The organism is Sanguibacter suarezii NBRC 16159 (assembly GCF_001552735.1).
GTDB lineage: Bacteria > Actinomycetota > Actinomycetes > Actinomycetales > Cellulomonadaceae > Sanguibacter > Sanguibacter suarezii.
Map to the genome: position 1 here is coordinate 87,175 of NZ_BCRT01000013.1, position 23,782 is coordinate 110,956.

Annotated in this window: 18 protein-coding genes, 1 tRNA gene and 1 pseudogene; 5 read left to right on the forward strand and 15 right to left on the reverse strand. The window is 68.9% G+C overall.

Going from position 1 to position 23,782, the window contains the following annotated elements; genetic code table 11:
* Positions 1-4: 4 nt before the first annotated feature.
* The 3 genes from SS2_RS08350 to SS2_RS17390 form a co-directional block, all read right to left on the reverse strand.
* Positions 5-592: a hypothetical protein gene (locus tag SS2_RS08350; protein WP_157607261.1), complete on the reverse strand. Its 588-nt coding sequence runs from the start codon at positions 590-592 to the stop codon at positions 5-7.
* A 19-nt stretch (positions 593-611) separates the two neighbouring features.
* Positions 612-2,612, reverse strand: a complete 2,001-nt coding sequence (locus SS2_RS08355) for an HNH/ENDO VII family nuclease (protein WP_169796281.1) — start codon at positions 2,610-2,612, stop codon at positions 612-614.
* Positions 2,613-2,676: 64 nt separating this feature from the next.
* Complete coding sequence (locus tag SS2_RS17390; protein ID WP_157607262.1) at positions 2,677-3,042, reverse strand: DUF6507 family protein; 366 nt, start codon at positions 3,040-3,042, stop codon at positions 2,677-2,679.
* Between the two features lie 194 nt (positions 3,043-3,236).
* Between SS2_RS17390 and eccCa the strand changes: the two genes are divergently transcribed.
* Together eccCa and SS2_RS08370 are read left to right on the forward strand one after the other, a co-directional pair.
* Positions 3,237-6,830, forward strand: a complete 3,594-nt coding sequence (gene eccCa, locus SS2_RS08365; protein WP_245643476.1) for a type VII secretion protein EccCa — start codon at positions 3,237-3,239, stop codon at positions 6,828-6,830.
* The gene (locus SS2_RS08370) at positions 6,827-7,372 is read left to right on the forward strand and encodes a hypothetical protein (protein WP_066462983.1); all 546 of its coding nucleotides are present in this window, start codon (positions 6,827-6,829) and stop codon (positions 7,370-7,372) included. The genes eccCa and SS2_RS08370 overlap by 4 nt, the downstream gene beginning before the upstream one ends.
* 310 nt (positions 7,373-7,682) lie before the next feature.
* On the opposite strand, the gene SS2_RS08375 is transcribed toward SS2_RS08370, so the two are convergent.
* From SS2_RS08375 to SS2_RS08430, 12 genes are all read right to left on the reverse strand, one after another.
* A tRNA-Pro gene (locus SS2_RS08375) sits at positions 7,683-7,759 on the reverse strand.
* A 90-nt stretch (positions 7,760-7,849) separates the two neighbouring features.
* Positions 7,850-9,247: a UTP--glucose-1-phosphate uridylyltransferase gene (locus SS2_RS08380; RefSeq protein ID WP_066462984.1), complete on the reverse strand. Its 1,398-nt coding sequence runs from the start codon at positions 9,245-9,247 to the stop codon at positions 7,850-7,852.
* Between the two features lie 90 nt (positions 9,248-9,337).
* Positions 9,338-10,897, reverse strand: coding sequence for a ribosome biogenesis GTPase Der (der, locus tag SS2_RS08385; protein WP_066462990.1), 1,560 nt, complete (start codon positions 10,895-10,897; stop codon positions 9,338-9,340).
* A 46-nt stretch (positions 10,898-10,943) separates the two neighbouring features.
* Complete coding sequence (locus SS2_RS08390) at positions 10,944-11,666, reverse strand: lysophospholipid acyltransferase family protein (protein WP_083942002.1); 723 nt, start codon at positions 11,664-11,666, stop codon at positions 10,944-10,946.
* Positions 11,663-12,418, reverse strand: coding sequence for a (d)CMP kinase (cmk, locus tag SS2_RS08395; RefSeq protein WP_245643459.1), 756 nt, complete (start codon positions 12,416-12,418; stop codon positions 11,663-11,665). Before cmk ends, SS2_RS08390 begins: the two co-directional genes overlap by 4 nt.
* Positions 12,415-12,777: a chorismate mutase gene (aroH, locus tag SS2_RS08400; RefSeq protein WP_066462995.1), complete on the reverse strand. Its 363-nt coding sequence runs from the start codon at positions 12,775-12,777 to the stop codon at positions 12,415-12,417. The genes cmk and aroH overlap by 4 nt, the downstream gene beginning before the upstream one ends.
* Before the next feature lie 76 nt (positions 12,778-12,853).
* Complete coding sequence (locus SS2_RS08405; protein ID WP_066462997.1) at positions 12,854-13,645, reverse strand: pseudouridine synthase; 792 nt, start codon at positions 13,643-13,645, stop codon at positions 12,854-12,856.
* A complete protein-coding gene (gene scpB, locus SS2_RS08410) occupies positions 13,638-14,396 on the reverse strand; it encodes an SMC-Scp complex subunit ScpB (protein ID WP_083942004.1) in 759 nt (252 codons plus the stop codon). The genes SS2_RS08405 and scpB overlap by 8 nt, the downstream gene beginning before the upstream one ends.
* Complete coding sequence (locus SS2_RS08415) at positions 14,389-15,273, reverse strand: segregation and condensation protein A (RefSeq protein WP_439646297.1); 885 nt, start codon at positions 15,271-15,273, stop codon at positions 14,389-14,391. Before SS2_RS08415 ends, scpB begins: the two co-directional genes overlap by 8 nt.
* Entirely contained in the window at positions 15,266-16,147 is an 882-nt protein-coding gene (locus tag SS2_RS08420; protein ID WP_066462998.1) for a ParA family protein, read from the reverse strand. Before SS2_RS08420 ends, SS2_RS08415 begins: the two co-directional genes overlap by 8 nt.
* Before the next feature lie 119 nt (positions 16,148-16,266).
* Positions 16,267-17,202, reverse strand: a complete 936-nt coding sequence (locus SS2_RS08425; RefSeq protein ID WP_066462999.1) for a site-specific tyrosine recombinase XerD — start codon at positions 17,200-17,202, stop codon at positions 16,267-16,269.
* Positions 17,203-17,224: 22 nt separating this feature from the next.
* Positions 17,225-18,109: a heme o synthase gene (locus SS2_RS08430; RefSeq protein ID WP_066463271.1), complete on the reverse strand. Its 885-nt coding sequence runs from the start codon at positions 18,107-18,109 to the stop codon at positions 17,225-17,227.
* 507 nt (positions 18,110-18,616) lie between these two features.
* Here SS2_RS08430 and tkt point away from each other — a divergent pair.
* The 3 genes and pseudogenes from tkt to zwf all read left to right on the forward strand — a co-directional run bounded on the left by tkt (position 18,617) and on the right by zwf (position 23,781).
* Positions 18,617-20,794 (forward strand): transketolase, encoded by a 2,178-nt coding sequence (tkt, locus tag SS2_RS08435; protein ID WP_066463001.1) that lies wholly within the window; start codon positions 18,617-18,619, stop codon positions 20,792-20,794.
* Between the two features lie 138 nt (positions 20,795-20,932).
* Positions 20,933-22,077: pseudogene (gene tal, locus SS2_RS08440) on the forward strand (transaldolase).
* Positions 22,078-22,239: 162 nt separating this feature from the next.
* Positions 22,240-23,781 (forward strand): glucose-6-phosphate dehydrogenase, encoded by a 1,542-nt coding sequence (zwf, locus tag SS2_RS08445; RefSeq protein WP_066463005.1) that lies wholly within the window; start codon positions 22,240-22,242, stop codon positions 23,779-23,781.
* The last annotated feature ends 1 nt before the right edge of the window (position 23,782 follow it).

The following is a 23,782-nucleotide window of genomic DNA, read 5'->3' on the forward strand; positions in this document are numbered from 1 at the left end:
CTCCTTAGGAATCGTCGGCCGACAGGCCATGGTCGAGAAGATACTGCTCCATGCGAGCGACCAAACCCTGGCGCTCAAGCAGGCGAGCGCTCAGAAGGGAGGATCGGCCCGCCTTGCCAGCACGCAGGAGGTCAAGATCGTGGCGGGCGAAGAGCACATCGTAGAACGGGCTGAGCGTCTCGTCACTGAACTTCAGCTTGGAGGCGAGCGTCTGTAGCGGCGTCCCCCACCGCCCGCGAGCAACACCATTGACGTCAACCCCACCATCCAGAAGCCTCTTCAGCAGCACAGCCTCCGCCTCAAAGTCGTGGACATTCTGGCCAAAGAGAATGTGCAACGCTGTGTACCGATCATGGATGGAGACCGCGGCCACGTCAGCCCCCTCATCCAGGAGAAAATTCGCGATCGCAACCCTGTTGGCAGGATCGTTGTTCCCCAGCGCAATCAGCAAGAGCGGGAGCCCACTTGGACTGAACCACGTCTCCTGCCCCGGCTCATACACCTCCTCAAACACGTCCAGCGCATGACTCCTCGCGGCGGTAATCAGACTCGGCATAATTCTCCTCTCCACACGCACCCAGAGATCTCCCAATCAGATTTATTCTGCAAATCTAGTTTGTCTCAGCAGAGCGCGAACGATTCACAGAGGGGTGCTCGACTTGGTAATTGTCCACAGTCCTGTACTGCCCAAGGAAGTCCTCCAAGGATATCTTGTGACTGAGATAGTCGTCGCGCAGGAGCCGATATTCCTGATCGGGCACGTGCCCCATATCCCAGACCCCTTGGCGGGGATCCCCCTCTTTCCATATTATCTGAACCCGCTGCCCCTCGGGCCCCTCGACCCACACCTCGCCCTTCTCGTTCTGCATTCCACGCCACACCTCAATCTCTTGCCCGGGGGCGTAGTCGGGACGAGAGTTCGCGTACGGCATCCGGTTTCCGGCAGAGTCGTAGCCGAACGAGCCCGGCTCACCGGTGAGTGGCAAGTGACCAGGAGCGAGCGCTCCAGTGCCCGGATTCTCGGCAACCCACTGCCCTCCTTCAGGGTCCCACTTCATGTGCCATCCGCGATTGCCGTCTAGGTTCTCTGCGATCAGGGGTGTCCCCGTGCGGTGGTCGACAGGACGACCTTGAGCGTCCACCGGTGCGTCCCGCCACGCAGTCTCAACATCGGCAGCACCATAGCCCTTCGGTGCGGAACTCTGGTTGACGGTCTCCCGAACAGGTGCGTTGGGGTCGTACAAGGAAGATGTTGAACCACTCGAGGGAGAGACCTTGGCCGGGCCGAACAAGGAGTCGGTCACCGGTGTTGGCCCTGCGACGGCGTCGATCAGTCCGGCAGTGCCACCCGACCAGCTGAGCCTGCCGCCTGACTGCACGACCTGCCCAGACACGCCCGCCAGGTCATCACCGAATCGCAGCACGTCACCCAGAGCCGCACTGACTTTGACGCCGCCCTTTACCGCCCACGATCCGCCTTGGAAGACAACATCGGCCGCAACAGCACCTGCAGCTGCTGCACGGGACGCGGCAGAGCCTGCCTTGAGGCCATTGCTGGCAGAAGCACTAGGGATGAAGAACGTTGCCAGCGTCAGGGCCGATTCAGTGCCGGTTGAGACCGCGTCTTCCTTCCATTTATGCCACCCATCGGAGGAGCTGGCGTCATAACCCACAAAAGAACCCAATACCGTGATGAATGTGGTTGAGCGCTCCCCCATATAGTCGGAAAAAGCGTTGTCATCGCGACCGAACGCAATCATGAGGTTGGCGGGGATCCCGAACACAGCCACAGCCGCGATGGACTCTGCCAAATCCCCCAGCCCTCGCCAGGCGTCAGCGGTTTCGAAATAGCCTCCCGTCTGGGGGTTGTAGCCGACGACAAGCGCGCGCGCTCCATCCCACAACCCTGTCCCGAAGGATTCAGCCCCGTGCCGGGCCGACTCCGAGCAGTTGCGGTCCTCCTCGCGTGGCGTCCCCCACGGCATTGGGTTGGCGAGGTCAGTGAACTGCTCGGCCTGGTACGCGGTGGCCACGTCGATGGTCGTTCCCACCACGAGCGCGTTGATGCTGTTGGCACACAACGTACTGGCCTCCGAAATCTCCGCCAGGAGGCCTGCGTACTCGGCCAGGAGACCCTCGTTCATGTCACAGCTTGCCCGGTCTTCATACCAGGGAACGCGAACCTTCTTCTCGTTGACCAGCGGCACAAAGTCGAATGCGCCGCGGATAGAGTCGCCGATGCTTGGGCTCTTCTTACTGGAGCCATCAACCATGACGCCCCCGACCACCTTCGACCGGAATGCTGCCGCTCGGGTCTCGAATTCAGTCAGTCGTGGCTTGATCGCCCACAAAGTCCCCCGGTAGGTCTCTAGGTGGGTCGCCATCGCATCGAAGACCGCCTCGAGGTCGTCCGCGCTGGTCACGGCGGGTGCCATCAGGTCATAGACGCGGTCTTGATGTGGAGACTGATAGGTCTCGCCGTCCTTCAGAGCACTCCAGGAGGTGCTGATCGAGGACACCTCATCGCTCACCTTGCGCCCCATGCTGCGCAGGTCCCTCGCGGCTTGGGCAATAAGGCTCGTGTTCAGACTGGCGGCCTTGGCCACAAACATGTCCGGTTTGATGAGACCGGTTGGGTCGGCTTGAGGGTCAGAGTCCATCATCGTCGGACGCCCCTCACTCTTGGTAGCCGTTGTCTGCGAAGTAGGTGAAGTCGCCAGTCTCGGCGGAGAGCAGAAGTTCAGCCTGAAAGCTGTCGCACATGTCTTCCTGACTGTTCTGGAAGGCTATGGCGGCATTGGAAACGCCTATGATGCCGGCATTGATGCGGTTTCCGATATTCTGCAGGTTCGCGCTCTGGTCAGTGAACACTGCATTCACTGCGGTAGATACACACGCGGTGAGGTCCCTTCCCCAAACCAGCGCGTCCAGGACTCCCTGAAATCCGTCTTCAGAGAGGGCCGCGCCCAGTTCTCCTTGATCTGCGGCAACGTTCACCATGATCGCCTTGACCGCGTCGGGGTCAACTTTCCATTGAGTCATGTCGGGCCCAATCAGATTCTGTCGTTGATGACGCCGCCCACAGCGGCAGCGATCGATTCAGCCAGGACACGACCGCAGGACGGGTCTCCATAGGCGATGGTCATGTCCGTCCACAGTCCGAAGCTCTTCGGCGCGTTGCGGAGCGCAGCCCTTGCTTCGCGCGCGATGACTATGGGTCTGGTCCGATAGAGACTCTGCGACGCGACCTCACCAAGCGCACAGCGCAGACCCGGCTCCAGGCAGCATCGGCGCACCCCGAGCCAGCCGCCCTGATCGGGGTGGTCCGCGACCCCTGCCGTCTCTGGGACAGGCGTCGCCACGACGACGACTTCCTCACCATCCGCCTGGGGACAGGGACGGTCCCCTGGTTCGATCTGTCCATCCCACCAGCCTCCTCCCCCATGGAACCTCACGACTCCAGCCTCCTGGCCCAGGCTGAGCTCGTCGTCGACCGGGCCCAACGGATCGATCTGCTCCCGGTCGCGGTCGATCTGCGTGAGGCTGCGGTGATCGCAGTCATCGGTGACCGCAGCCAGGCCATCGCCTGCGTGCGCAGCATGCTCCTGCAGATCGCCACCGCCCACGGGCCCGACGACGTCTGCGTAGCGGCGGCCTTCCCCCGCGAGCGGGCACAGGACTGGGCTGGGCTGGACCTCCTCCCCCACGTCCAAGATCCCGAGCTCTTCGACGGACCGGTGCCCGCGCGCCGCGTCGCCGCTGACCTGGACTCCCTCGCCGCGGTCCTCGGCACGAGCCTGACGGACCGGCTCCAGCACGTACACGCCGCCCGCCGCACGGGCGTATCCCAGCGCCTGCCATCGCGACTCATCATCGTCTGCGACGACTACGGCAACCGCGCCGCCCAGTTTCCCGTCGACGCCGCCGCCACCTTGCACGAGCTGGGAATCACCCTGATCCATGTCCTGGCGGACCGCCTCGATGAACCCCGCGACGTCGATGTCCGCATCACTCTCGCCGAGTCAGCGTTGCTCGAGGTCGCATCCGGGACGCCCGCTGCGCAAGAGTTCGAGTTCGACGCTGACCAGACGGGCACGCCATTGTTCGAGGCGACCACCCGCGCGATGTCAGCGATGCGCGTATCCCTCACGGCAGCTGCGGACACCGAAGGTGATCGAACGCTCAACATCTACGAGCTTCTCGAGATCGACGGTCTCGACGACGTCGACCCCGAGCTCCTGTGGCGCGCACGCACGCCGTCGGACTTCCTGCGGGTCCCCTTCGGCTGCGACGACCGCGGCAACCCCGTCCACCTCGACCTCAAGGAGAGCGCCCAGCTCGGCATGGGTCCCCACGGCATCTGCATCGGGGCGACCGGATCTGGCAAGTCCGAGATGCTGCGCACCCTCATCCTCTCCCTGGCCCTGACACACCCGCCCGAAGACCTGTCCATGATCTTGGTCGACTACAAGGGCGGCGCCGCCTTCGCCCCGTTCGCCGATCTCCCCCACCTCGCTGGGCTGATCGACAACCTGGCCGACGACCCCCAACTGACCACCCGCGCCCGGGCCTCCATCCAAGGGGAGGTCGTGCGCCGACAACGGCTGCTTAAAGACGCCGGGTCCTCGCCGTCCATCTCGCACTACCGCGAGCTCCGCGCCCAGGACCCCAGCCTTGCGCCGATGCCCCATCTCTTCGTCGTCATCGACGAGTTCGGCGAGCTGCTCACTGCGGAACCGGATTTCATCGATCTGTTCCTTCAGATTGGGCGGATCGGCCGATCGATCGGCGTGCACCTGCTGCTGTCCAGCCAACGGATCGAGGGCGGCAAGCTTCGCGGCCTAGACACCTACCTGTCCTACCGCCTCGGGCTACGCACGTTCAGCGAGGCCGAATCCCAGGTGGTGCTCAACTCCTCCGACGCCTATCACCTGCCGGCCCTGCCCGGATTCGGCTACCTCAAGGTCGACACGAGCGTCTATACCCGGTTCCGCGCCGGGTACGTCTCCGGACCAGTCGAGCGCACCCGCACGTCCACCGACCACGACGGTCAGCTGCGCCCGCTCTTGCTTCCCGTCTACAACGGCATCACCGACGACCGGGCCGCCCACGGCGCCCCCCTGCAACTGACCCGCCCGGACACCGGTCGCAGCCTCATCGACGAATCCGTCTCGCGAATCCGCAATGACGACCGGGCCGTCCGACCGGTGTGGCTGCCGCCGCTGCCTGACCGCCTGGCCCTCGGCCTGGTGCTCGACCAGCAAGGACAACGCCCCCCTGGGTTGACCGTCATCGTGGGACTCGAAGACGATCCCGCGAAGCAGGCGCAGAATCCCTGGCGCCTCGACCTCGGTCGAGCCGGCGGTCACGTCGCCGTCATCGGGGCACCCCAGTCCGGGCGCAGCACCGTGCTGCGCACGATCGCTGCCTCCCTCGCCCTCACCTACACCCCACGCGAAGTTGCCATCTACGGGATGGACCTCACCGGTGGTGGCCTCCAGCGCATCGAAGACTTCCCCCACGTCGGCGGCGTCGCCACCAGGTCCCACCGCGACCGGCTCGTCCGCCTCATCGAAGAGCTCGCGGGCATGCTCGCTCAGCGCGAAGCCATCTTCAAGTCCCACGGAATCGACTCGATGCCTCAGCTGCGCACCATGCACGCTGCAGGTCGCATCCCCGAGCTCGCCGCCGCCGACGTCGTCCTCCTGGTCGACGGATACGGCCAGATCCGCCAAGACTTCGAAGACCTCGAAAACCCGTTCATCGACATCATGCTCCGGGCAGCCAGCTTCGGCATCCACCTCGTCTTCGGCCTGACCCGCTGGAGCGAGCTTCGCATGGGCCACCAAGCGCTCTTCGGCACCCGCCTCGAGCTGCGCCTCAACGACCCGGCCGAGTCCAGCATCGACCGCAAGCTTTCCACCACCTTGTCCGCCGAGACCCCAGGGCGTGTCCTCCTCGACAACCGCAACTTCGCCCACGTCGCCCTGCCCATCCTCGACGACGTCCCCGACGACTCCATCGGCGACGAGCTCGAAGAACTCGCTCGCCGCACCGCCAAGGCCTGGAGCGGACCCGCCGCCGCACCGATCCGGCTCCTCCCGCTGCACGTCAGCACCGTCGATCTGCCCGACCCCTTCGACGAACCCGACCAGGTACCGATGGGGCTGCGACAAGACACCATGGACGCCGCACTCTGGGACTTCGCCGGGGAAGACCAGCACCTCATCGTCCTCGGTGACACCAAGAGCGGCAAGACCACCCTGCTGCGCACCCTCGCGCTCGGCCTCACCGCCCGCTTCACCAGCGACGAGCTCGCCATCGCCGTCATCGACGTCCGCGGGCACGTACCCGACGTCATCGACGACGACTACCTCGCCGCCCACGCCCGCAACGCCAAGCAAGCCCGGGGCGTTGCGGAATCGATCGCCAGCGAACTCGAGAAGCGCCCATCGATGGACGCTGCGCTCCGCGCCCGCGCCCCGCGCATCGTCGTGCTCGTCGACGATTACGACATCGTCTCCGCAGGCGGCACGGACCCCCTCGCTCCCCTGCTGCCCTACCTACCCAGTGCCCGCGACCTCGGACTCCACCTGGTGATCGCACGCCCGGTCGCCGGCGCGAGCCGTGCCATGTACTCCCAGATGCTCCAAGTCACGCGGGACACCGGCGGCTCGATGCTCCTCATGTCGGGGGAACGTAGCGAAGGACAGCTCGCCAACCGCATCTACCCCGAACGCTTCCCGCCCGGCCGGGGCAAGTTCATCCGCCGTGGGACACCACCCCGGGTCATCCAAGTTGCCCAAACACCCGAAGACAGCCACACATGAGAACACTCGCGATCCTCAGCACCACCGCCGGCGCCGGCGTCACCACTCTGACGGCACTTGCCTTCGCGCGCACCCGCCACGACCTCAACGGCTCCCCTTTGCTCTGCGGACCAGCCCACGGCCCGCTCCTGAACCGCGCCAACGGCGATGAGGTCACGGCGCTCAACCCACACATCGCCCTCTGGGACGCAGGGGTCCGCTCCACCACCGAGATCCTCGACCTGCTCACCACACGAAACGTCATCGTCGCGATCGCCGTCCCAGCAACCCCGCTCGGAAGCGCCGACGCAGCCCGCGTCACCGCCGCGATCTCCAGCACCAACCCCGAGCTCTTAGAACGAGTGACGATCGTCCACACCGGGATCTACGGATACCGCCGACCACGGCGCACAAGGATGGGCATCGCTTCGCTTGCCCTCCCCTACGACCGCGCGCTCACCCAGCCCGGTGGGGTTCCTGTCGACCCACGGAACTACTCCCGCCGCACACGAACAGCCATCACCGCATGGCAGAACTACGCGTCCTGGGCGCTGCGGACCTGAGCACCTTCGTGGCGGTCTTCGACCCGCACTCGACGAGCGGAGAGGTCGCCCGCGGCGTAGCTGCGCCGTACGGCCGACACATCCAGGTCGATAGGGAAGACACCTCGGCACCTCGTCGCTCGAGAGAGGGTTGCTTCGCGTCACCCTTCTCCGTCAGCGATAGGCAGCCGACGTAGTCAATCGTTACCCAACCGTATCCACCCGCGTCCACCCCAGACTTAGGCTCCCAGTTAGGCTCCCAGTTAGGCTCCCAGGCACGAAAAAGGCCACCACCGCTTTCGCGGTGATGGCCTCCGACCTGCGTAAACGCTGGTCGGGATGACAGGATTTGAACCTGCGACCCCTTGACCCCCAGTCAAGTGCGCTACCAAGCTGCGCCACATCCCGAAGGTTCCCACCTAGGGTCCGAAGACCTTCCGTGAGAACCTCACCAGCCCCGGAGGGCCGAGAAGAACATTACCCCATCCGAGGCCGTGCTCACGAACTCGTGATGCCGTCGGCGCTGATCGTGGCCCCTGCCGGCACGGTTGCGGGCTCCCCCGGGTCAGCCAGCACGGCCTCCCCCACAGCCGTCACCCCGGCGGAGAACGTCCAGTCCCCCTCAACCGTCAACGACTGCGCCTGCACGAGCGACGGCGCGCCCTCGGCGAACCGCGCGTCGAAGGCCCCGATCGTCTTGTAGTACTCCGGGTCCAGGTCCACCAGCGGTGCGTCCACCACCGCCGTGAGCCGGTAGTCCTCCCCCAGCTCGTAGACGTCGGAGCGCAGCACCAGCAGGTCGTTCGTGGTCTTCACCGGCAAGAACCGCCCACGCTCCACCTCGAGCACCGCAGCGCCCTCGAACACCTCGATCGCGGCCCCCATGGCGGACTCGATCTGGATCACCGGGGTCGAGGAGGAGTCCGTGGGGTCCACCGTCTTGGCGTTGCGGATGAGCGGCAGCGCGAGCACCCCGCCGGACCGCTCCAGCTCGGCGGCCAGCGCCTCGAGGTCGAACCACAAGTTGTTGGTGTTGAAGTACCGGTGACGGGAGATGTCCGCGGCGGCGTCGGCGTCGGCGTCGAGGGTCTGGGCGGTCTCGCGCAGCACGATCCGCCCGTCGCTCTTGCGCACCACCTGGTGGCCGCCCTTGCGGTCGGCAGGGGTGCGCACGGCAAGCTCGGCGCCAAAGGGCGCCCCGGAGGAGGCGAACCACCCGGCCAGGGCCGCGTCGGGGGCGGCACCGAGATTGTCGGAGTTGGAGATGTGGGCGTACTTGAAACCGGCCTTCAGGAGCGCGGTGAGCACCCCGGAGGTCTGCAGGGCCGTGTACAGGTCCCCGTGCCCGGGAGGGCACCATTCCAGGCCGGGATCGGCGTCCCAGACGACCGGGGTGAGGTCGTCGGCGCGCAGCTTCGGCTCGCGGTTCTGCACAAAGTCCAGCGGCACCCCGGACACCGTCACGTCCGGGTGCGCGTCCAGAGCCGCGAGGGTGTCGTCCTGGGTACGGAAGCTGTTCATGAACACCAGCGGCAGCCGGACCCCGTAGCGCTCCCGCGCGTGGCGCACCTGGCCCACGATGATGTCGAGGAAGGTCTCCTCCCCGCGCACGGTGAGCAGCGACTTCGCCTTGTCCATCCCCATCGACGTGCCGAGCCCGCCGTTGAGCTTGATGATCGCCGTCTTGGCCAGCGCCTCCCGGCCCACGTCCTCGGGGACGTCGAGGTCCTCCTGGCGCGGGACGTCGGTCAGCGGGTCGACGTCCGCCTCGGCGATGATCCCCGTCTCCCCCGCCTCCAGCAGCGCGTACAGGTGGGAGAACACGTCGATCGCAGTCTCGTGCACGCCGCCGTCACGCATCTTGCGTCGTGCCTGGTCCAGTCCAGATTCGCTCATGGACCGATCCTACGGAGAACGCACAGACCCGGACAGCCGAGGCCGAGCCATGTGGCTCAGTTCACAGCTGCCCGGGTCCGGGAGCGTTCGTCAGCGCTTGCGCTTCTCGCGCACGCGCACCGAGATGGAGATCGGCGAACCCTCGAAGCCGAAGGTCTCGCGCAGGCGCCTCTCGATGAAGCGGCGGTAGCCGGCCTCCAGGAAGCCCGTGGCGAAGATCACGAAGCGCGGCGGCCGGGTGGAGGCCTGCGTGGCGAAGAGGATGCGCGGCTGCTTGCCACCACGCAGCGGGTGCGGGTGCTCGGCCACGAGCTCACCGAGGAAGGAGTTCAGGCGCCCGGTGGAGATGCGGGTGTCCCACGACTCCAGCGCCTTCTCCAGCGCCGGCACCAGCCGGTCGGTGTGCCAGCCGGTCGCCGCGGAGATGTTGACCCGCGGTGCCCACTGCACCTGGACGAGGTCACGCTCGATCTCGCGCTCGAGGAACGGACGACGGTCCTCGTCCATGAGGTCCCACTTGTTGTACGCGATGACCACGGACCGGCCGGAGTCGATCACCTGGGAGATCACTCGGGTGTCCTGCTCGGTGAGCTTCTCGGAAGCGTCGAGCAGCACGACGGCCACCTCGGCCTTCTCGATCGCGGACTGCGTGCGCAGCGAGGCGTAGAAGTCCGCACCGGAGGTCTGGTGCACACGGCGGCGGATACCGGCGGTGTCCACGAACATCCACTGCTTGCCGCGCAGGGTGACGAGCTCGTCGACCGGGTCACGCGTGGTGCCGGCGGTCGAGTCGACAACCACGCGCTCGGACCCGGCGACCTTGTTGAGGAGGGAAGACTTGCCCACGTTGGGGCGTCCCACCAGGGCCACGCGGCGCGGGCCCTGGACGATGGCCTTGCCGTGCACGGTCTCGGTCGGCAGCTTGCGCATCGCGGCGTCGAGCAGGTCACCGGTGCCGCGGCCGTGCAGGGCGGAGACCGGGTAGGGCTCGCCCAGGCCCAGGCTCCACAGCTCGGAGGCGTCGGCCTCGGCGCGCGGGCCGTCGACCTTGTTGGCGCACAGGATCACGGGCTTGCCAGACTTGCGCAGCAGCTTGACGACCTGCTCGTCGGTCGCGGTGGGGCCCACGGTCGCGTCGACGACGAACATCACGGCGTCGGCCAGGGAGATGGCGACCTCGGCCTGCTCGGCGACGCGCGCCTCGATGCCGGCGACGTCGACCTCCCAGCCACCGGTGTCCACGAGCATGAAGCGGCGACCGGCCCACTCGGCCGGGTAGCTCACGCGGTCGCGGGTGACACCGGGCTTGTCCTCGACGACCGCCTCACGGCGGCCGATGATGCGGTTGACCAGCGTCGACTTGCCCACGTTGGGGCGGCCGACGACGGCCAGCACGGGCAGGGCGACGGGTGCGTGGTCCTCGTCGCCCTCTCCACCCTCGCTGTTGAGCAGGGCGAGGTCGTCCTCGGCCAGCTCGTAGTCCTCGAGCCCGGCGCGCAGGGCGCGCTCCCGGACCTCGTCGGAGGGCCCGTCGCTGCTGCCGGATGGCACCTGGGAGGCAGCTGCCTCGCTCGCGGCGCTAGGGGTCGTTGCAGGGGACGCCGCGGGTGCGGTCTGGTCCTCGGAAAGGTTCTGTTCAGGCGTGCTCATACACCCATTGTCCCAGCCGCAGAGGCCTTCGACGAACACACCGCTCTCAGGGGCGTCCCTCACGGTTGGGATCGTCGATCGGCAGCGTGATCCCGCTGCGCCCGACGGCGTCCGCCACGACCGCGACGAGAGCCTGGCGGACCTGCTCGTTGCCCTGCTCCAGAGCGGCCTTGCCGCTCGTCCCGGGGGCCCGGGAGATGATCACCGGCGGGCCGAACTGGACGACCAGACGCCGCCGCAGCCCCGGGATCGCACTGACCTTCTCCCCCGTGCGCCGGGTGCCGAGCACCGCGACCGGCACCACCGGCGCGCCGCTGGCCAGCGCCAGCCACGCGACACCCGCGCGGGCACCGGCCAGGTCGCCGCGCCCCCGGTTGCCCTCGGGGAATATCCCGACGCCGCCGCTGCGGCGCAGCACCGCGACGGCGGCAGTCAGCGCCGCGCGCGGGTTCTCCTGGTCGACGGGGATCTGCCCGGCCGCGCGCAAGATCACACCGAGTGCGCCGTCGAACATGGAGGCCTTGACCATCATGTGCACCGGGCGGGGCGCGACGCCCATGACCACGGGACCGTCCATGAGGCCCGTGTGGTTGGCCGCGAGCAGCACCGCCCCGGTGGCCGGCACGTGCTCGGCGCCGACCACGTCGGTGTTCCACACCACGCGGGCCAGGAACCGCCCCACCCACCGCGACCACACGGGCCCGCGCGGGCCCGGCACACGCGGGCCCGTCGAGGCAGCGGACGCGGCGGGCGCGGCGGTCGAGGTCACCGGCTGAGTCCGGCGGCCGTCCCGGTCACGGTGGCGATGACCTGGAGCACAGCGGCGATGGTCTGCTCGAAGTCCAGGTCGGAGGAGTCGACCGTGACCACACCGTCCGCAGCCACCTGGAACTGGGAGACGGTCGAGTCGTCGCGGTCGCGGCGCAGCACCTGGTCACGGGTCGCCTCGACGGCGGCTGCGTCGTCGGCTCCGTGCACGTCGCGGGCGCGGCGCGCCAGGCGCGCCTCCTCGCTCGCGGTGAGCAGGATGCGCGCGTCGGCGTCGGGAGCCACGACAGTGGTGATGTCCCGGCCCTCGGCGACCACCCCGGCGCCGCCGGAGAAGCCTGCGGTCCGCTCGGCGTCGATCACGGCGCGCTGGCGGGCGCGCAGCTCGGCGCGGACGGCGAGGTTGGTGGCGACCGCGGAGACGGCCGTGGAGATGGCCGAGTCACGGATCGCCTCGGCGATGTCCGTGCCGCCCACGTGCACGGTCGGGTCGAGCGGGTCGAGGCCCATCTCCAGCGGCATGGCGGCCACGAGGGCAGCCACGCCGTCGGCGTCGGTGAGGTCCACGCCCTGCTCGACGCACCACCACGTGGCGGCGCGGTACATCGCGCCGGTGTCGAGGTAGGCGAGGCCGAGCCGGTGGGCGACCTGACGGGAGACGCTGGACTTGCCCGACCCGGACGGACCGTCGATCGCGACGGTCAGCGGAGCGACCCGCGCCGCGCTCACTCCCGCGCTCACTGCCCCGGTCACTGCGCCAGGTCCTTGCGCAGCGTGGTGGCCCCGTGCAGGTACACGTGGCGGACCTCGCCGCGGGGCACCTCGAGGTTGGCGTGCGCCATGAGGCGTACGACCCGGGGCAGCGCCCCGGGCACGGCCACCTCGGTGGCGCACATGAGCGGGACGTCACCCAGGCCCATCTCCCGGGCCGCCGCGGCCGGGAAGTCGGAGACGAGATCCGGGGTGCAGGTGAAGATGATCGACACGAGCGCCTCGGTGGAGAGGTCGTTCGCGGCGAGCACCTCCTGCACCAGCTCGGTCGTACGCTCGAACAGGTGCTCACGCTCATCGACGTCGAGCTGCGTTGCGCCGCGGATCGCGCGCACCGTCATGGGTCACTCCTTGGGTCGTCCTGGTGAAGCTCGTCCTGGTGAAGCAGAGGGCGGGTCGCCCGTGGCCGGCGCCGGGTCAGAGGTCGACGGCCGCCATGAGCGTGCCGAGCTCGGTCTGGCCGAGGACGCGGACGCGTCCGGGGCGCAGGTCACCCAGGCGCACCGGACCGATCTTCGTGCGCACGAGCTGGTTGACCGGGTAGCCGGCCTCAGCGAACATGCGACGGATGATGCGGTTGCGTCCCTCGTGCAGCTCGACCTCGACGAGGCTCGCCTGCGGGGTGGAGTCGACGATGCGGAACTTGTCCACCTTGGCCACCCCGTCCTCGAGCTCGATGCCGTGGGTGAGCTTGGTGCCCAGCGTCGCCGGCACGCGACCCTCGACGTGCACGAGGTACGTCTTGGGGATCTCGTACTTGGGGTGCGCCAGCCGGTTGGCCAGCTCGCCGTCGTTGGTCAGCAGGATGAGGCCCTCGGAGTCGGCGTCGAGACGGCCGATGTGGAAGAGGCGCTCGGGGCGGTCAGCGACGAACTCGGCGAGGGTCGGGCGACCGTCCGGGTCGTGCATGGTCGAGACGACGCCCAGCGGCTTGTTGAGCGCCAGGGTCAGCAGGGACTGGTCGAGCTGGATCCGCAGACCGTCGACGTGGACGACGTTCTTGTCCGGGTCGATCCGCACGCCCAGCTCGGTCACCAGGACGCCGTCGACCTCGACGCGGCCGGCGGTGATGAGGTTCTCGCAGGCTCGTCGTGAGCCGAGTCCGGCGGTCGCCAAGACCTTCTGCAGCCGCACGCCGTCGGGCACGTGGACGTCGCGGGGCGCTTCCTGCGGGCGAGCCTTCTTGCGGCCGCCACGGGTGTTACTCATGTACTTTTTCCTCCAGTTTGGTCGCATCGAGCTGTCCCGCCGGCTCGGCGGGTCCCGGCTCTGCCCATCGGCCGGTGAGGCCACGACGCTGGGCGTCGTCGGCCATGTCCTCGGCGTCGATCTCAGGCAGGTGCGGTGCTAGTGCGGGTAGCTCGTCGAGCGATGTGAAGCCCATGCGCTCCATGAAGTATCCCGTAGTTCCGTACAAGGTCGCCCCACTGGACGGTTCCGTGCCCACCTCGGCGACCAGCCCACGCATGGTCAGAGTGCGCACCACACCGTCCACACTGACCCCACGAACCGCGGAAACCTGCCCCCGCGTCACAGGTTGACGGTACGCAATCACGGCCAGAGTTTCCAGTGCCGCCTGGGACAGCCGGGCGGACTGCCCGTCCGTGACGAACTGCCCGACGACGTCCGCGAAGGCCGGCGCGGAGTAGAACCGCCAGCCGCCGCCCGCCTCGCGCAGCTCGAAGCCCGCCGGACGCGCGCCCTGGGAGTACTCGGTGGTCAGCCGCCACAGCAGGTCCTCGACCCGCTCGACGGGCAGCTGCAGGGCAACGGCGAGGCGGACGGCGGAGACCGGGGCGTCAGCAACCATGAGGATCGCCTCGATCGCGGCGAGGGCTCCCCCGGGCAGGTCGTCGACGCTCGGGGTGGCGGGCGCGTCGGTGGTCGGGGCTGTGGTTGCCTCTGTGGTTGCCTCTGTGGCCGGCTCGGTCGGAGCCTCGGTCGTCAGCTGGTCAGTCATCGCTCGCCTCCGAGGTCAGTGTCGTCAAGATCACGTCGCCCTCCCCCGCGCCGGTCCACCGCACGGTGAGGTCACCGAGGGGCGCCATCTGGTCGAAGGCGAGCACGCCTTCCCGGAACAGCTCGAGCAGCGCGAGAAAGCGCGCGACGACGACGAGCCGGGACTCGGCGTCGGCCACCAGCACGCGGAAGGTCGCCGGGCCGTCGCGGCGCAGCCTGCGCACGATGAGGTCGGCCTGCTCGCGAACGCTCACGGCGGGGGCGTGCACATGGCTGGTGTCGACCTGGGGCGGCGCCGGGCGCGGGGCGAGGGCCTGGGCGGCCAGCGCGGCGAGGTCAGCCGGGGTGGTGGTCCACACGAGCTCGGGCAGCAGCTCGGCGAGGTGCGGCTCGAGGGGCACCGTGCGCGGCAGGCCGCGGCCCTGGTCGGCGAGCCGGTCGGCGAAGACCGCAGCGAGCTGCTTGTACGCCCGGTACTGCAGCAGCCGGACGAAGAGCAGGTCGCGCGCCTCGAGCAGGGCGAGGTCTTCGGGGTCCTCGACGTCGCCGGTGGGCAGCAGCCGCGCCGCCTTGAGGTCCAGCAGCGTCGCCGCCACCAGCAGGAACTCGCTCGTGGTCGACAGGTCGCGGTCCGCGGCCCGGATGTAGCCGATGAACTCGTCGGTGACCTGCGCCAGGGCGATCTGGGTGATGTCGAGCTTGTGCTTGGCGATGAGGGACAGCAGCAGGTCGAAGGGACCTTCGAAGTTGTCCAGGTGCACCCGGAAGCCGGCAGGCTCAGCGGCGTCGGCGGCGCCAGGGTTCGCGGCTCCCACTGAGGGCGCCGAGGTCGTCGCCACCTCGGGCGTCACCACCTCAGGCGAGGTCAGCTCAGGCAGCGTCGCCACGCGCCACGAGCTCGCGTGCCAGCTGGCGGTACGCCGTCGCCCCGGAGTGGGTGGGGGCGTAGGTGGTGATCGGCTCGGCGGCCACCGAGGCGTCCGGGAACTTCACCGTCCGTCCGATGACCGTCTGCATGAGGGTGTCACCGAAGGCCTCGTAGACGCGGGCGATGACCTCGCGGGAGTGCAGGGTGCGGGGGTCGAACATGGTGGCGATGATGCCGTCGACCTCGAGGCGCGGGTTGAGCCGGTCGCGGACCTTCTCGATGGTCTCCACGAGAAGCGCCACCCCGCGCAGGGCGAAGAACTCGCACTCCAGCGGGATGAGCACGCCGTGCGCGGCGGTCAGGGCGTTGACGGTGAGCAGCCCGAGGGAGGGCTGGCAGTCGACGAGGATGACGTCGTAGTCGTCCACGACCGGGCGCAGCACGCGCGCCAGGACGGACTCGCGGGCCACCTCACCGACGAGCTGGACCTCGGCTGCGGAGAGGTCGATGTTGGCCGGCAGCACGTGCAGCCCCGGGAACCGGGTGGGCACGATGATCTCGTGGATGTCAGCGGCGCGTTCCATGAGCAGGGAGTAGACCGTGCGGTCGAGCTCGTGGGTGTTGATGCCCAGGCCCACCGAGGCCGCGCCCTGCGGGTCGAAGTCGACGATGAGCACGCGGCGGCCGTACTCGGCCAGGCTCGCGCCCAGGTTGATGGTCGTCGTCGTCTTGCCGACGCCGCCCTTCTGGTTGCACATGGCGATGATCCGGGCGGGGCCGTGCCCCTCCAGCAGATCGGGCACGTCGAAGGATGGCAACGGGCGCCCGACGGGGTCGAAGGACGGCGCGTTGATCTGTGCGGAGGTCGGGGCCTGGCTGCTCACGCGCTCACGCTACCGCAGGGCTCCCGTCCGCACACGTCACCGCGCCGCGCAGGCGTGCAGCGCGTGGCGCACACCACTCACCGCACGCGTCACAGGGGTCCTGGCGCTGGGCGTGCCCGTCACAGCGCGCGCGGGTGGGACTGCACGTACACCTCGCGCATGGCGTCAGCGGTGACCATCGTGTAGATCTGCGTCGTGGTCACCGAGGCGTGCCCGAGCAGCTCCTGGACCACGCGGACATCGGCCCCGCCGGAGAGCAGGTGGGTGGCGAAGGAGTGGCGCAGGGTGTGCGGGGAGACGTGCGCGGACTCGGGCAGGCCGGCGAGCTCGGCGCTGGCGCGCAGGATCGCCCAGGCGCTCTGCCGGCTCAGCCGGGCGCCGCGGGTGTTGAGGAACACCGCTGGGGTCCCTCGACCGGCACCGGCGAGCTCGGGCCGGGCGCGCACCATGTAGGCGTCGAGAGCGACGACCGCGTAGGAGCCGACCGGCACCACCCGCTCCTTGCTGCCCTTGCCGAAGAGGCGCACGGCCGCCGTCCCGGGGGTGAGGTCGAGGTCGTCGACGTCGAGGTTGACGGCCTCGGAGATGCGCGCTCCGGTGGAGTAGAGCAGCTCGAGCAGGGCCCGGTCGCGCAGCGGGCCGGGGCCGTCACCGGTGCCCGCCGCCTCCAGCAGCCGCTCGACCTCGTGGGTGGAGATGGCCTTGGGCAGCCGCTTGCCCTGAGCGGGCGGGCGGATGCCGTGAGCCGGGTTGTGCGTGGCGTGACCCTCGTCGACCAGGAAGCCGTGCCAGCCGCGCAGCGCGGCGAGGCTGCGGGCGGCCGAGCCGGCCGCGAGCGGGGCGCCGCCGTCGGACCCGGTGCGCACCACGACCACGTAGTCCTCGACCACCTGGGTGGTCACCGCGTCCAGCGCGAGCTCGAGGCTGTCCAGGTACGCGATGTAGCGGCTGAGGTCCCGGCGGTAGGCGGCCACCGTGTTGGCCGAGCGGCCCCGCTCGATCGTCAGGTGGTCGAGGTACTCCTGCAGCGCGCGGGCTGTGGTCGGGGCGGGCACGGCGGGACGGGGCTCGGTCGCTCTACAGCGGGAGGAAGACGTCGACGCCGACGGCGACGAACAGCAGGGTGAGGTACGTGATGGAGGCGTGGAACACCTTCATCGCTCCGAGCTTGCCGCGGCGCGGGTCGGCGGCGCGGCGGTACATGCCGATGCACTGCGCCAGGAACCAGGCACCGAGCCCGGCGGCGACCACGGCGTAGACCCAGGTCATGTCCTCGAGCGGGACGAGGGCCAGGGAGCAGATGATCATGGCCACCGTGTAGATGATCATCTCGCGGGCGACCTTGAGGTCGTCGGCGACGACGGGAAGCATCGGCACACCGGCCTCGGCATAGTCGCGGCGGAACTTCATCGACAGCGGCCAGTAGTGCGGCGGCGTCCAGAAGAAGATGACGAGGAAGAGCGCCAGGGCGCCCCAGCTCAGGCCGCCGGTCACCGCGGACCAGCCGATGAAGACCGGCATGCACCCGGCGATGCCGCCCCAGACGATGTTCTGCGGCGTGCGTCGCTTGAGGATCATCGTGTAGCCGACGACGTAGATCGCGATCGCACCCGCGGTGAGCAGCGCCGAGGCGAGGTTGACGAAGACCGCGAACCAGGCCAGGGACACCGCCCCGAGGACGAGGCCGAAGATCAGCGCGTTGCGCGGGGTGATCTCACCGGTGACCAGCGGGCGTCGCTTGGTCCGGTTCATGACCTCGTCGATGTCGCGGTCGATGTAGCAGTTGAGGACCCCGGACGCACCGGCCGCGCCGGCGCCGCCGATGAGCGTGGCGATCACCAGCCACAGCGACGGGAACCCGCCGGCGGCGAGCAGCATCGTGGGGACGGTCGTGACCAGCAACAGCTCGATGACCCGCGGCTTGGTCAGCGCGACGTACGCGCCGATCCGGCCGAGCACCACGGCGGACCGGGTGACGGGCTCGTCTGAGACTGGGGCCGACGACGCCGACGCACCACGGTCCAGGTGCGAGCTGGACGGGTGGGCCGAGGCTGGACTCGAGGTGTGCACGCGGGGCTGGTTCCGTTCTGCGTCTGATGGAAGGTCATGTGCCCGAGACAGGCAGGGGGCAGGGGTGACCAACGTCCCCCCATGCTACGTCGACGGTGTGCCAACTCCATGCTGTTCGTGGTCTCAGCCACTGTGAGATTGGTTGCCACCCTCTCCAGAACACGGGGAACACGGCCGAGAAGTCCTGTTGTGAGCGCTAACACTCCGACGCGTCGACGCGATACGCTGGGGTCTGCGATCGATGTCGATCCGCACGCACCCGGCCGACCGTCTGACGGACGGCTCGGCCTCGCGCGAGCGGGCACACGTATCGTGGTACGGAGCACAGCGGGACTGGGCGCCAGTCCCCCATCACGCCAGAAACGAGCGGGCACAGCGCCTGCGAAGAAAAGAGGTTCGGTGAACGCCTTCACCCCCGCAGCGAAGCCCTTCGAGTGGTCAGAGCTCGACGACCGCGCGGTCAAGACCATCAAGGCCCTGGCCGCAGACGCAGTCGAGAAGGTCGGCAACGGCCACCCCGGCACCGCCATCTCGCTGGCGCCGGCCGCCTACCTGCTCTTCCAGAAGGTGCTGCGCCACGACCCGAGCGACTCCCAGTGGGTCGGCCGCGACCGCTTCGTGCTCTCCGCCGGCCACTCCTCGCTGACGATCTACCTCCAGCTCTTCCTGTCCGGCTACGACGTCGACCTCGACGACATCAAGGCGCTGCGCACCTGGGGCTCCAAGACCCCCGCGCACCCCGAGTACATGCACACCGACGGTGTCGAGATCACGACCGGGCCACTCGGACAGGGCCTGGCCTCCTCGGTGGGCATGGCCATGGCCGCCCGCCGCGAGCGCGGTCTGCTGGACCCGCACGCCGCACCGGGTGAGAGCCCCTTCGACCACACGATCTATGTCATCGCCGGTGACGGCGACCTGCAGGAGGGTGTCACCTCCGAGGCGTCCTCCCTCGCCGGTCACCAGAAGCTCGGCAACCTCGTGGTCATCTACGACCAGAACCACATCTCGATCGAGGACGACGTCAACATCTCCTTCAGCGAGGACGTGCTGGCCCGCTACGAGTCCTACGGCTGGCACACCCAGCGCGTGGACTGGACGCAGGGTGGCACCGGCTACGTCGAGAACGTCGAGGAGCTCGCCGCCGCGCTGGCCGCCGCGAAGTCCGAGACCGACAAGCCCTCCATCATCGCGCTGCGCACCATCATCGGCTGGCCGTCGCCGAGCAAGCAGAACACCGGCAAGATCCACGGCTCCGCCCTCGGCGCCGACGAGGTCAAGGGCCTGAAGATCAACCTGGGCCTGGACCCCGAGGAGTCCTTCGCGGTGGCCGACGACGTGCTGGCCCACGCCCGCGAGGTGGGCGCCCGCGGCGCCGAGCTGCGCAAGGAGTGGTCGACCGGCTTCGAGGCGTGGAAGACCTCCAACCCCGAGGGCGCCGCTCTGCTGGAGCGTCTGAGCACCCGCACCCTCCCCGAGGGCTGGGACTCGGTCCTGCCGAGCTTCGAGGGCGGCAAGGCCGTCTCCACCCGCGCGGCGTCGGGCAAGGTGCTCAGCGCCCTCGCCCCGGTCCTGCCCGAGCTCTGGGGCGGCTCCGCCGACCTCGCCGAGTCGAACAACACGACCATGGAGGGCGAGCCGTCCTTCATCCCGGCCGAGCACTCGACCAACGCCTGGACCGGCGACCCCTACGGGCGCACCCTGCACTTCGGTATCCGTGAGCACGCCATGGGCGCGATCCTCAACGGCATCGTCCTGCACGGCGGCACCCGCGCCTACGGCGGGACCTTCCTGGTCTTCTCCGACTACATGCGCCCCGCGGTGCGTCTGGCCGCGCTCATGCGCATCCCGACCACCTTCGTCTGGTCCCACGACTCCATCGGTCTGGGCGAGGACGGCCCCACGCACCAGCCGATCGAGCACCTCGCCTCGCTGCGCGCGATCCCGGGCCTGGACGTCGTGCGTCCTGCCGACGCCAACGAGGTCTCCTGGGCCTGGAAGACGCTCCTGGAGCACACCGACCGTCCCGCCGGCATCGTCCTGACCCGCCAGAACGTCCCGACGTTCAGCCGCGGTGAGGGTGCCGCGCAGGGCGAGGAGTTCGCCTCCGCCGCCGGCGTCGCCCAGGGTGCCTACGTGCTGGCCGAGGCTCCGGGCGGCACGCCCGACGTCATCCTGCTGGGCACCGGCTCCGAGGTCCAGCTCGCCGTCGACGCCCGCAAGGCGCTGGCGGGCGAGGGCATCAACGCCCGCGTGGTGTCCGTGCCGTGCCTGGAGTGGTTCAACGCCCAGGACGCGGAGTACCGCGAGTCGGTGCTGCCGTCCTCGGTCAAGGCCCGGGTCTCGGTCGAGGCCGGGATCGCTCAGGGCTGGCGCGACCTGATCGGCGACGCCGGTCGCTCGGTCAGCATCGAGCACTACGGTGCCTCGGCCGACTTCGCCACGCTGTACCGCGAGTTCGGCATCACCGCCGAGGCCGTGGCCGCTGCGGCGAAGGACTCCATCGCCGCTGCCGGGTCCACGTCCCCGGGCGCCGCACCGGTCGTCTCCCAGGGTGGGACCGGCGACCAGATCTGATCCACCGGGGCCCGGGCGCACACAGCGCCCGGGCCCTTCCGCATCTGGCACCACCAGCAGCACCCGCAGAATCAGCAGGATCCGCATCACCAGCACTATCAGCAGTGAACGAGCACCACATCCTAAGGAGAGGTCATCGTGTCCGAAGCCAGCACCCTTCAGTCAGAAGCCACCGCGCAGCTGTCCGCAGAGGGGGTGGCCATCTGGCTCGATGACCTCTCCCGAGAACGCATCACCTCCGGGAACCCGCCGAGCTCATGGCGACCCGCAACGTCGTCGGCGTGACCACGAACCCGACGATCTTCGCCGGTGCGCTGGCCAAGGGCTCGAGCTATGACGCTCAGCTCAGCGAGCTGGCTGGCGGCGAGGGCCCGCTCTCCCCCGCCGACGTCGACGCCGCCGTGTGGTCCATCGTCACCCGGGACGTGCAGGACGCCTGCGACGTGCTGCGCCCGGCCTACGACGCCTCGGACGGCGTGGACGGCCGCGTCTCCATCGAGGTGGACCCGCGCCTGGCCCGCGACACGGAAGGCACCGTCGAGCTGGCCCGCCTCCTGTGGCAGACCATCGACCGGCCCAACCTGTTCATCAAGATCCCCGCGACCCTCGAGGGCCTGCCGGCGATCACCGCGGCGATCGCGCAGGGGATCAGCGTCAACGTCACGCTGATCTTCTCCCTGGACCGCTACGCGGCGGTCATCGAGGCCTACCTCGCCGGGATCGAGCAGGCCGCCGAGGCCGGGTTGGACGTGACGAACATCGCCTCGGTCGCCTCCTTCTTCGTCTCCCGCGTCGACGGGGAGGCAGACGCCGCCCTGGCCGAGATCGGCACGCCGGAGGCCCTGGCCCTGCAGGGAACGGTCGCCGTCGCCAACGCCCGTCTCGCCTACGACATCCACACCGAGATCCTCGCCAGCCACCGCTGGCAGGCCCTCGCCCGCATCGGGGCCAAGCCGCAGCGTCCGCTGTGGGCCTCGACCGGCGTGAAGAACCCCGCCTACCCCGACACGCTCTACGTCACCGAGCTCGTCGCACCCGGTGTGGTGAACACCATGCCCGAGGCCACGCTGGAGGCGGTCGCCGACCACGGCCTCATCACCGGAGACACGATCAGCGCCAACATCGCCGAGGCCAACGTCACCATCGGGGCCTTCGCGCGGGTGGGCGGAGACCTGGCCGCGATCACCGAGCACCTGGAGACCGACGGGCTGGCCAAGTTCGTGGCCAGCTGGGAGGAGCTGGTGGCCACCGTGACGGCCGGGCTGGAGCAGGCCCGGTCCTGAGACGACCCGAACCGATCGCCCGTCGCGGTTGATAATGGAGCGGGCAACGCCGAGGTGTACGTGCACTTCAGGAGGAACCCGACGTTCGACCGACGGGATGATCAGCGACGATGATCGTGTTGGATAGGACGAGCACCCGCACTCTGAGAAATGGTGGCGCCAGTGAGACCTGCAAAGATCGAAGCCGATTCAAACCCGTTGCGCGACCCACGCGACCTGCGTCTGCCGCGTATCGCGGGGCCGTGCGGCCTCGTCATCTTCGGTGTCACGGGTGACCTCGCCCGCAAGAAGCTCATGCCCGCGGTCTACGACCTCGCCAACCGCGGCCTCCTGCCCCCAGGGTTCGCCCTGACCGGCTTCGCCCGCCGGGACTGGGAGGACCAGGACTTCGCCCAGGTGGTGCACGACGCCGTCAAGCAGTACGCGCGCACCCCGTGGCGTGAGTCCGTGTGGAACCAGCTCGCCGAGGGCATCCGCTTCGTCCAGGGCACCTTCGACGACGACGAGGCCTTCGAGCGGCTCAGCGAGACCGTCGCCGAGCTCGACGAGATCCGCGGCACCGGCGGCAACCACGCCTTCTACCTCTCCGTCCCGCCGAGCGCCTTCCCGGTCGTGTGCCGTCAGCTCGCCCGCTCCGGGCTGTCGAAGTCCGGGGAGAACGCCTGGCGCCGCGTGGTCATCGAGAAGCCCTTCGGCCACGACCTGGCCAGCGCGCGCGAGCTCAACGACGTCGTCTCGGAGGTCTTCAACCCCGACTCCGTCTTCCGCATCGACCACTACCTGGGCAAGGAGACGGTCCAGAACCTCCTGGCGCTGCGCTTCGCCAACCAGATGTACGAGCCGATCTGGAACGCGAACTACGTCGACCACGTCCAGATCACCATGGCCGAGGACATCGGCATCGGGGGCCGCGCGGGGTACTACGACGGCATCGGCGCCGCCCGCGACGTCATCCAGAACCACCTGCTCCAGCTGCTCGCGCTGACCGCGATGGAGGAGCCCGTCTCCTTCTCCGCCAACGACCTCATCGCTGAGAAGATCAAGGTCCTGTCCGCGATGCGCCTGCCCGCAGACATCTCCAAGCACACCGCCCGCGGTCAGTACGAGGCCGGGTGGCAGGGCGGCGAGGAGGTTGTGGGCTACCTCGAGGAAGAGGGCACCGACCCCAACTCCACGACCGAGACCTTCGCCGCGATCCGCGTCGACATCGACACGCGTCGATGGGCTGGCGTCCCGTTCTACCTGCGTGCCGGCAAGCGTCTGGGCCGCCGCGTCACCGAGATCGCCGTCGTGTTCAAGAAGGCCCCGCACCTGCCCTTCGAGTCCACCGCGACCTCCGAGCTCGGCAAGAACGCCATCGTCATCCGGGTCCAGCCCGACGAGGGCGTCACGCTGCGTCTGGGTGCCAAGGTTCCCGGGACCGCGATGGAGGTCCGCGACGTGACCATGGACTTCGGGTACGGCCACGCCTTCACCGAGTCCTCCCCCGAGGCCTACGAACGCCTCATCCTCGACGTGCTGCTCGGCGACCCGCCGCTCTTCCCGCGCCACGAGGAGGTCGAGCTGTCCTGGAAGATCCTCGACCCGATCACCGCGCACTGGGCCGCCAAGGGCAAGCCGGAGCCGTACCGCTCGGGCACCTGGGGTCCGGCGTCGGCCGACGAGATGCTCGCCCGGGACGGGCGCGCCTGGCGCCGACCGTGAC

Coding starts and splice junctions, on each gene's coding strand:
- SS2_RS08355 (WP_169796281.1), bottom strand. CDS start 2,612: ATGTTTGTGGCCAAGGCCGCCAGTCTGAACACGAGCCTTATTGCCCAA.
- SS2_RS17390 (WP_157607262.1), bottom strand. CDS start 3,042: ATGACTCAATGGAAAGTTGACCCCGACGCGGTCAAGGCGATCATGGTG.
- SS2_RS08370 (WP_066462983.1), top strand. CDS start 6,827: ATGAGAACACTCGCGATCCTCAGCACCACCGCCGGCGCCGGCGTCACC.
- SS2_RS08380 (WP_066462984.1), bottom strand. CDS start 9,247: ATGAGCGAATCTGGACTGGACCAGGCACGACGCAAGATGCGTGACGGC.
- der (WP_066462990.1), bottom strand. CDS start 10,897: ATGAGCACGCCTGAACAGAACCTTTCCGAGGACCAGACCGCACCCGCG.
- aroH (WP_066462995.1), bottom strand. CDS start 12,777: ATGACGGTGCGCGCGATCCGCGGCGCAACGCAGCTCGACGTCGATGAG.
- SS2_RS08405 (WP_066462997.1), bottom strand. CDS start 13,645: ATGAGTAACACCCGTGGCGGCCGCAAGAAGGCTCGCCCGCAGGAAGCG.
- scpB (WP_083942004.1), bottom strand. CDS start 14,396: ATGACTGACCAGCTGACGACCGAGGCTCCGACCGAGCCGGCCACAGAG.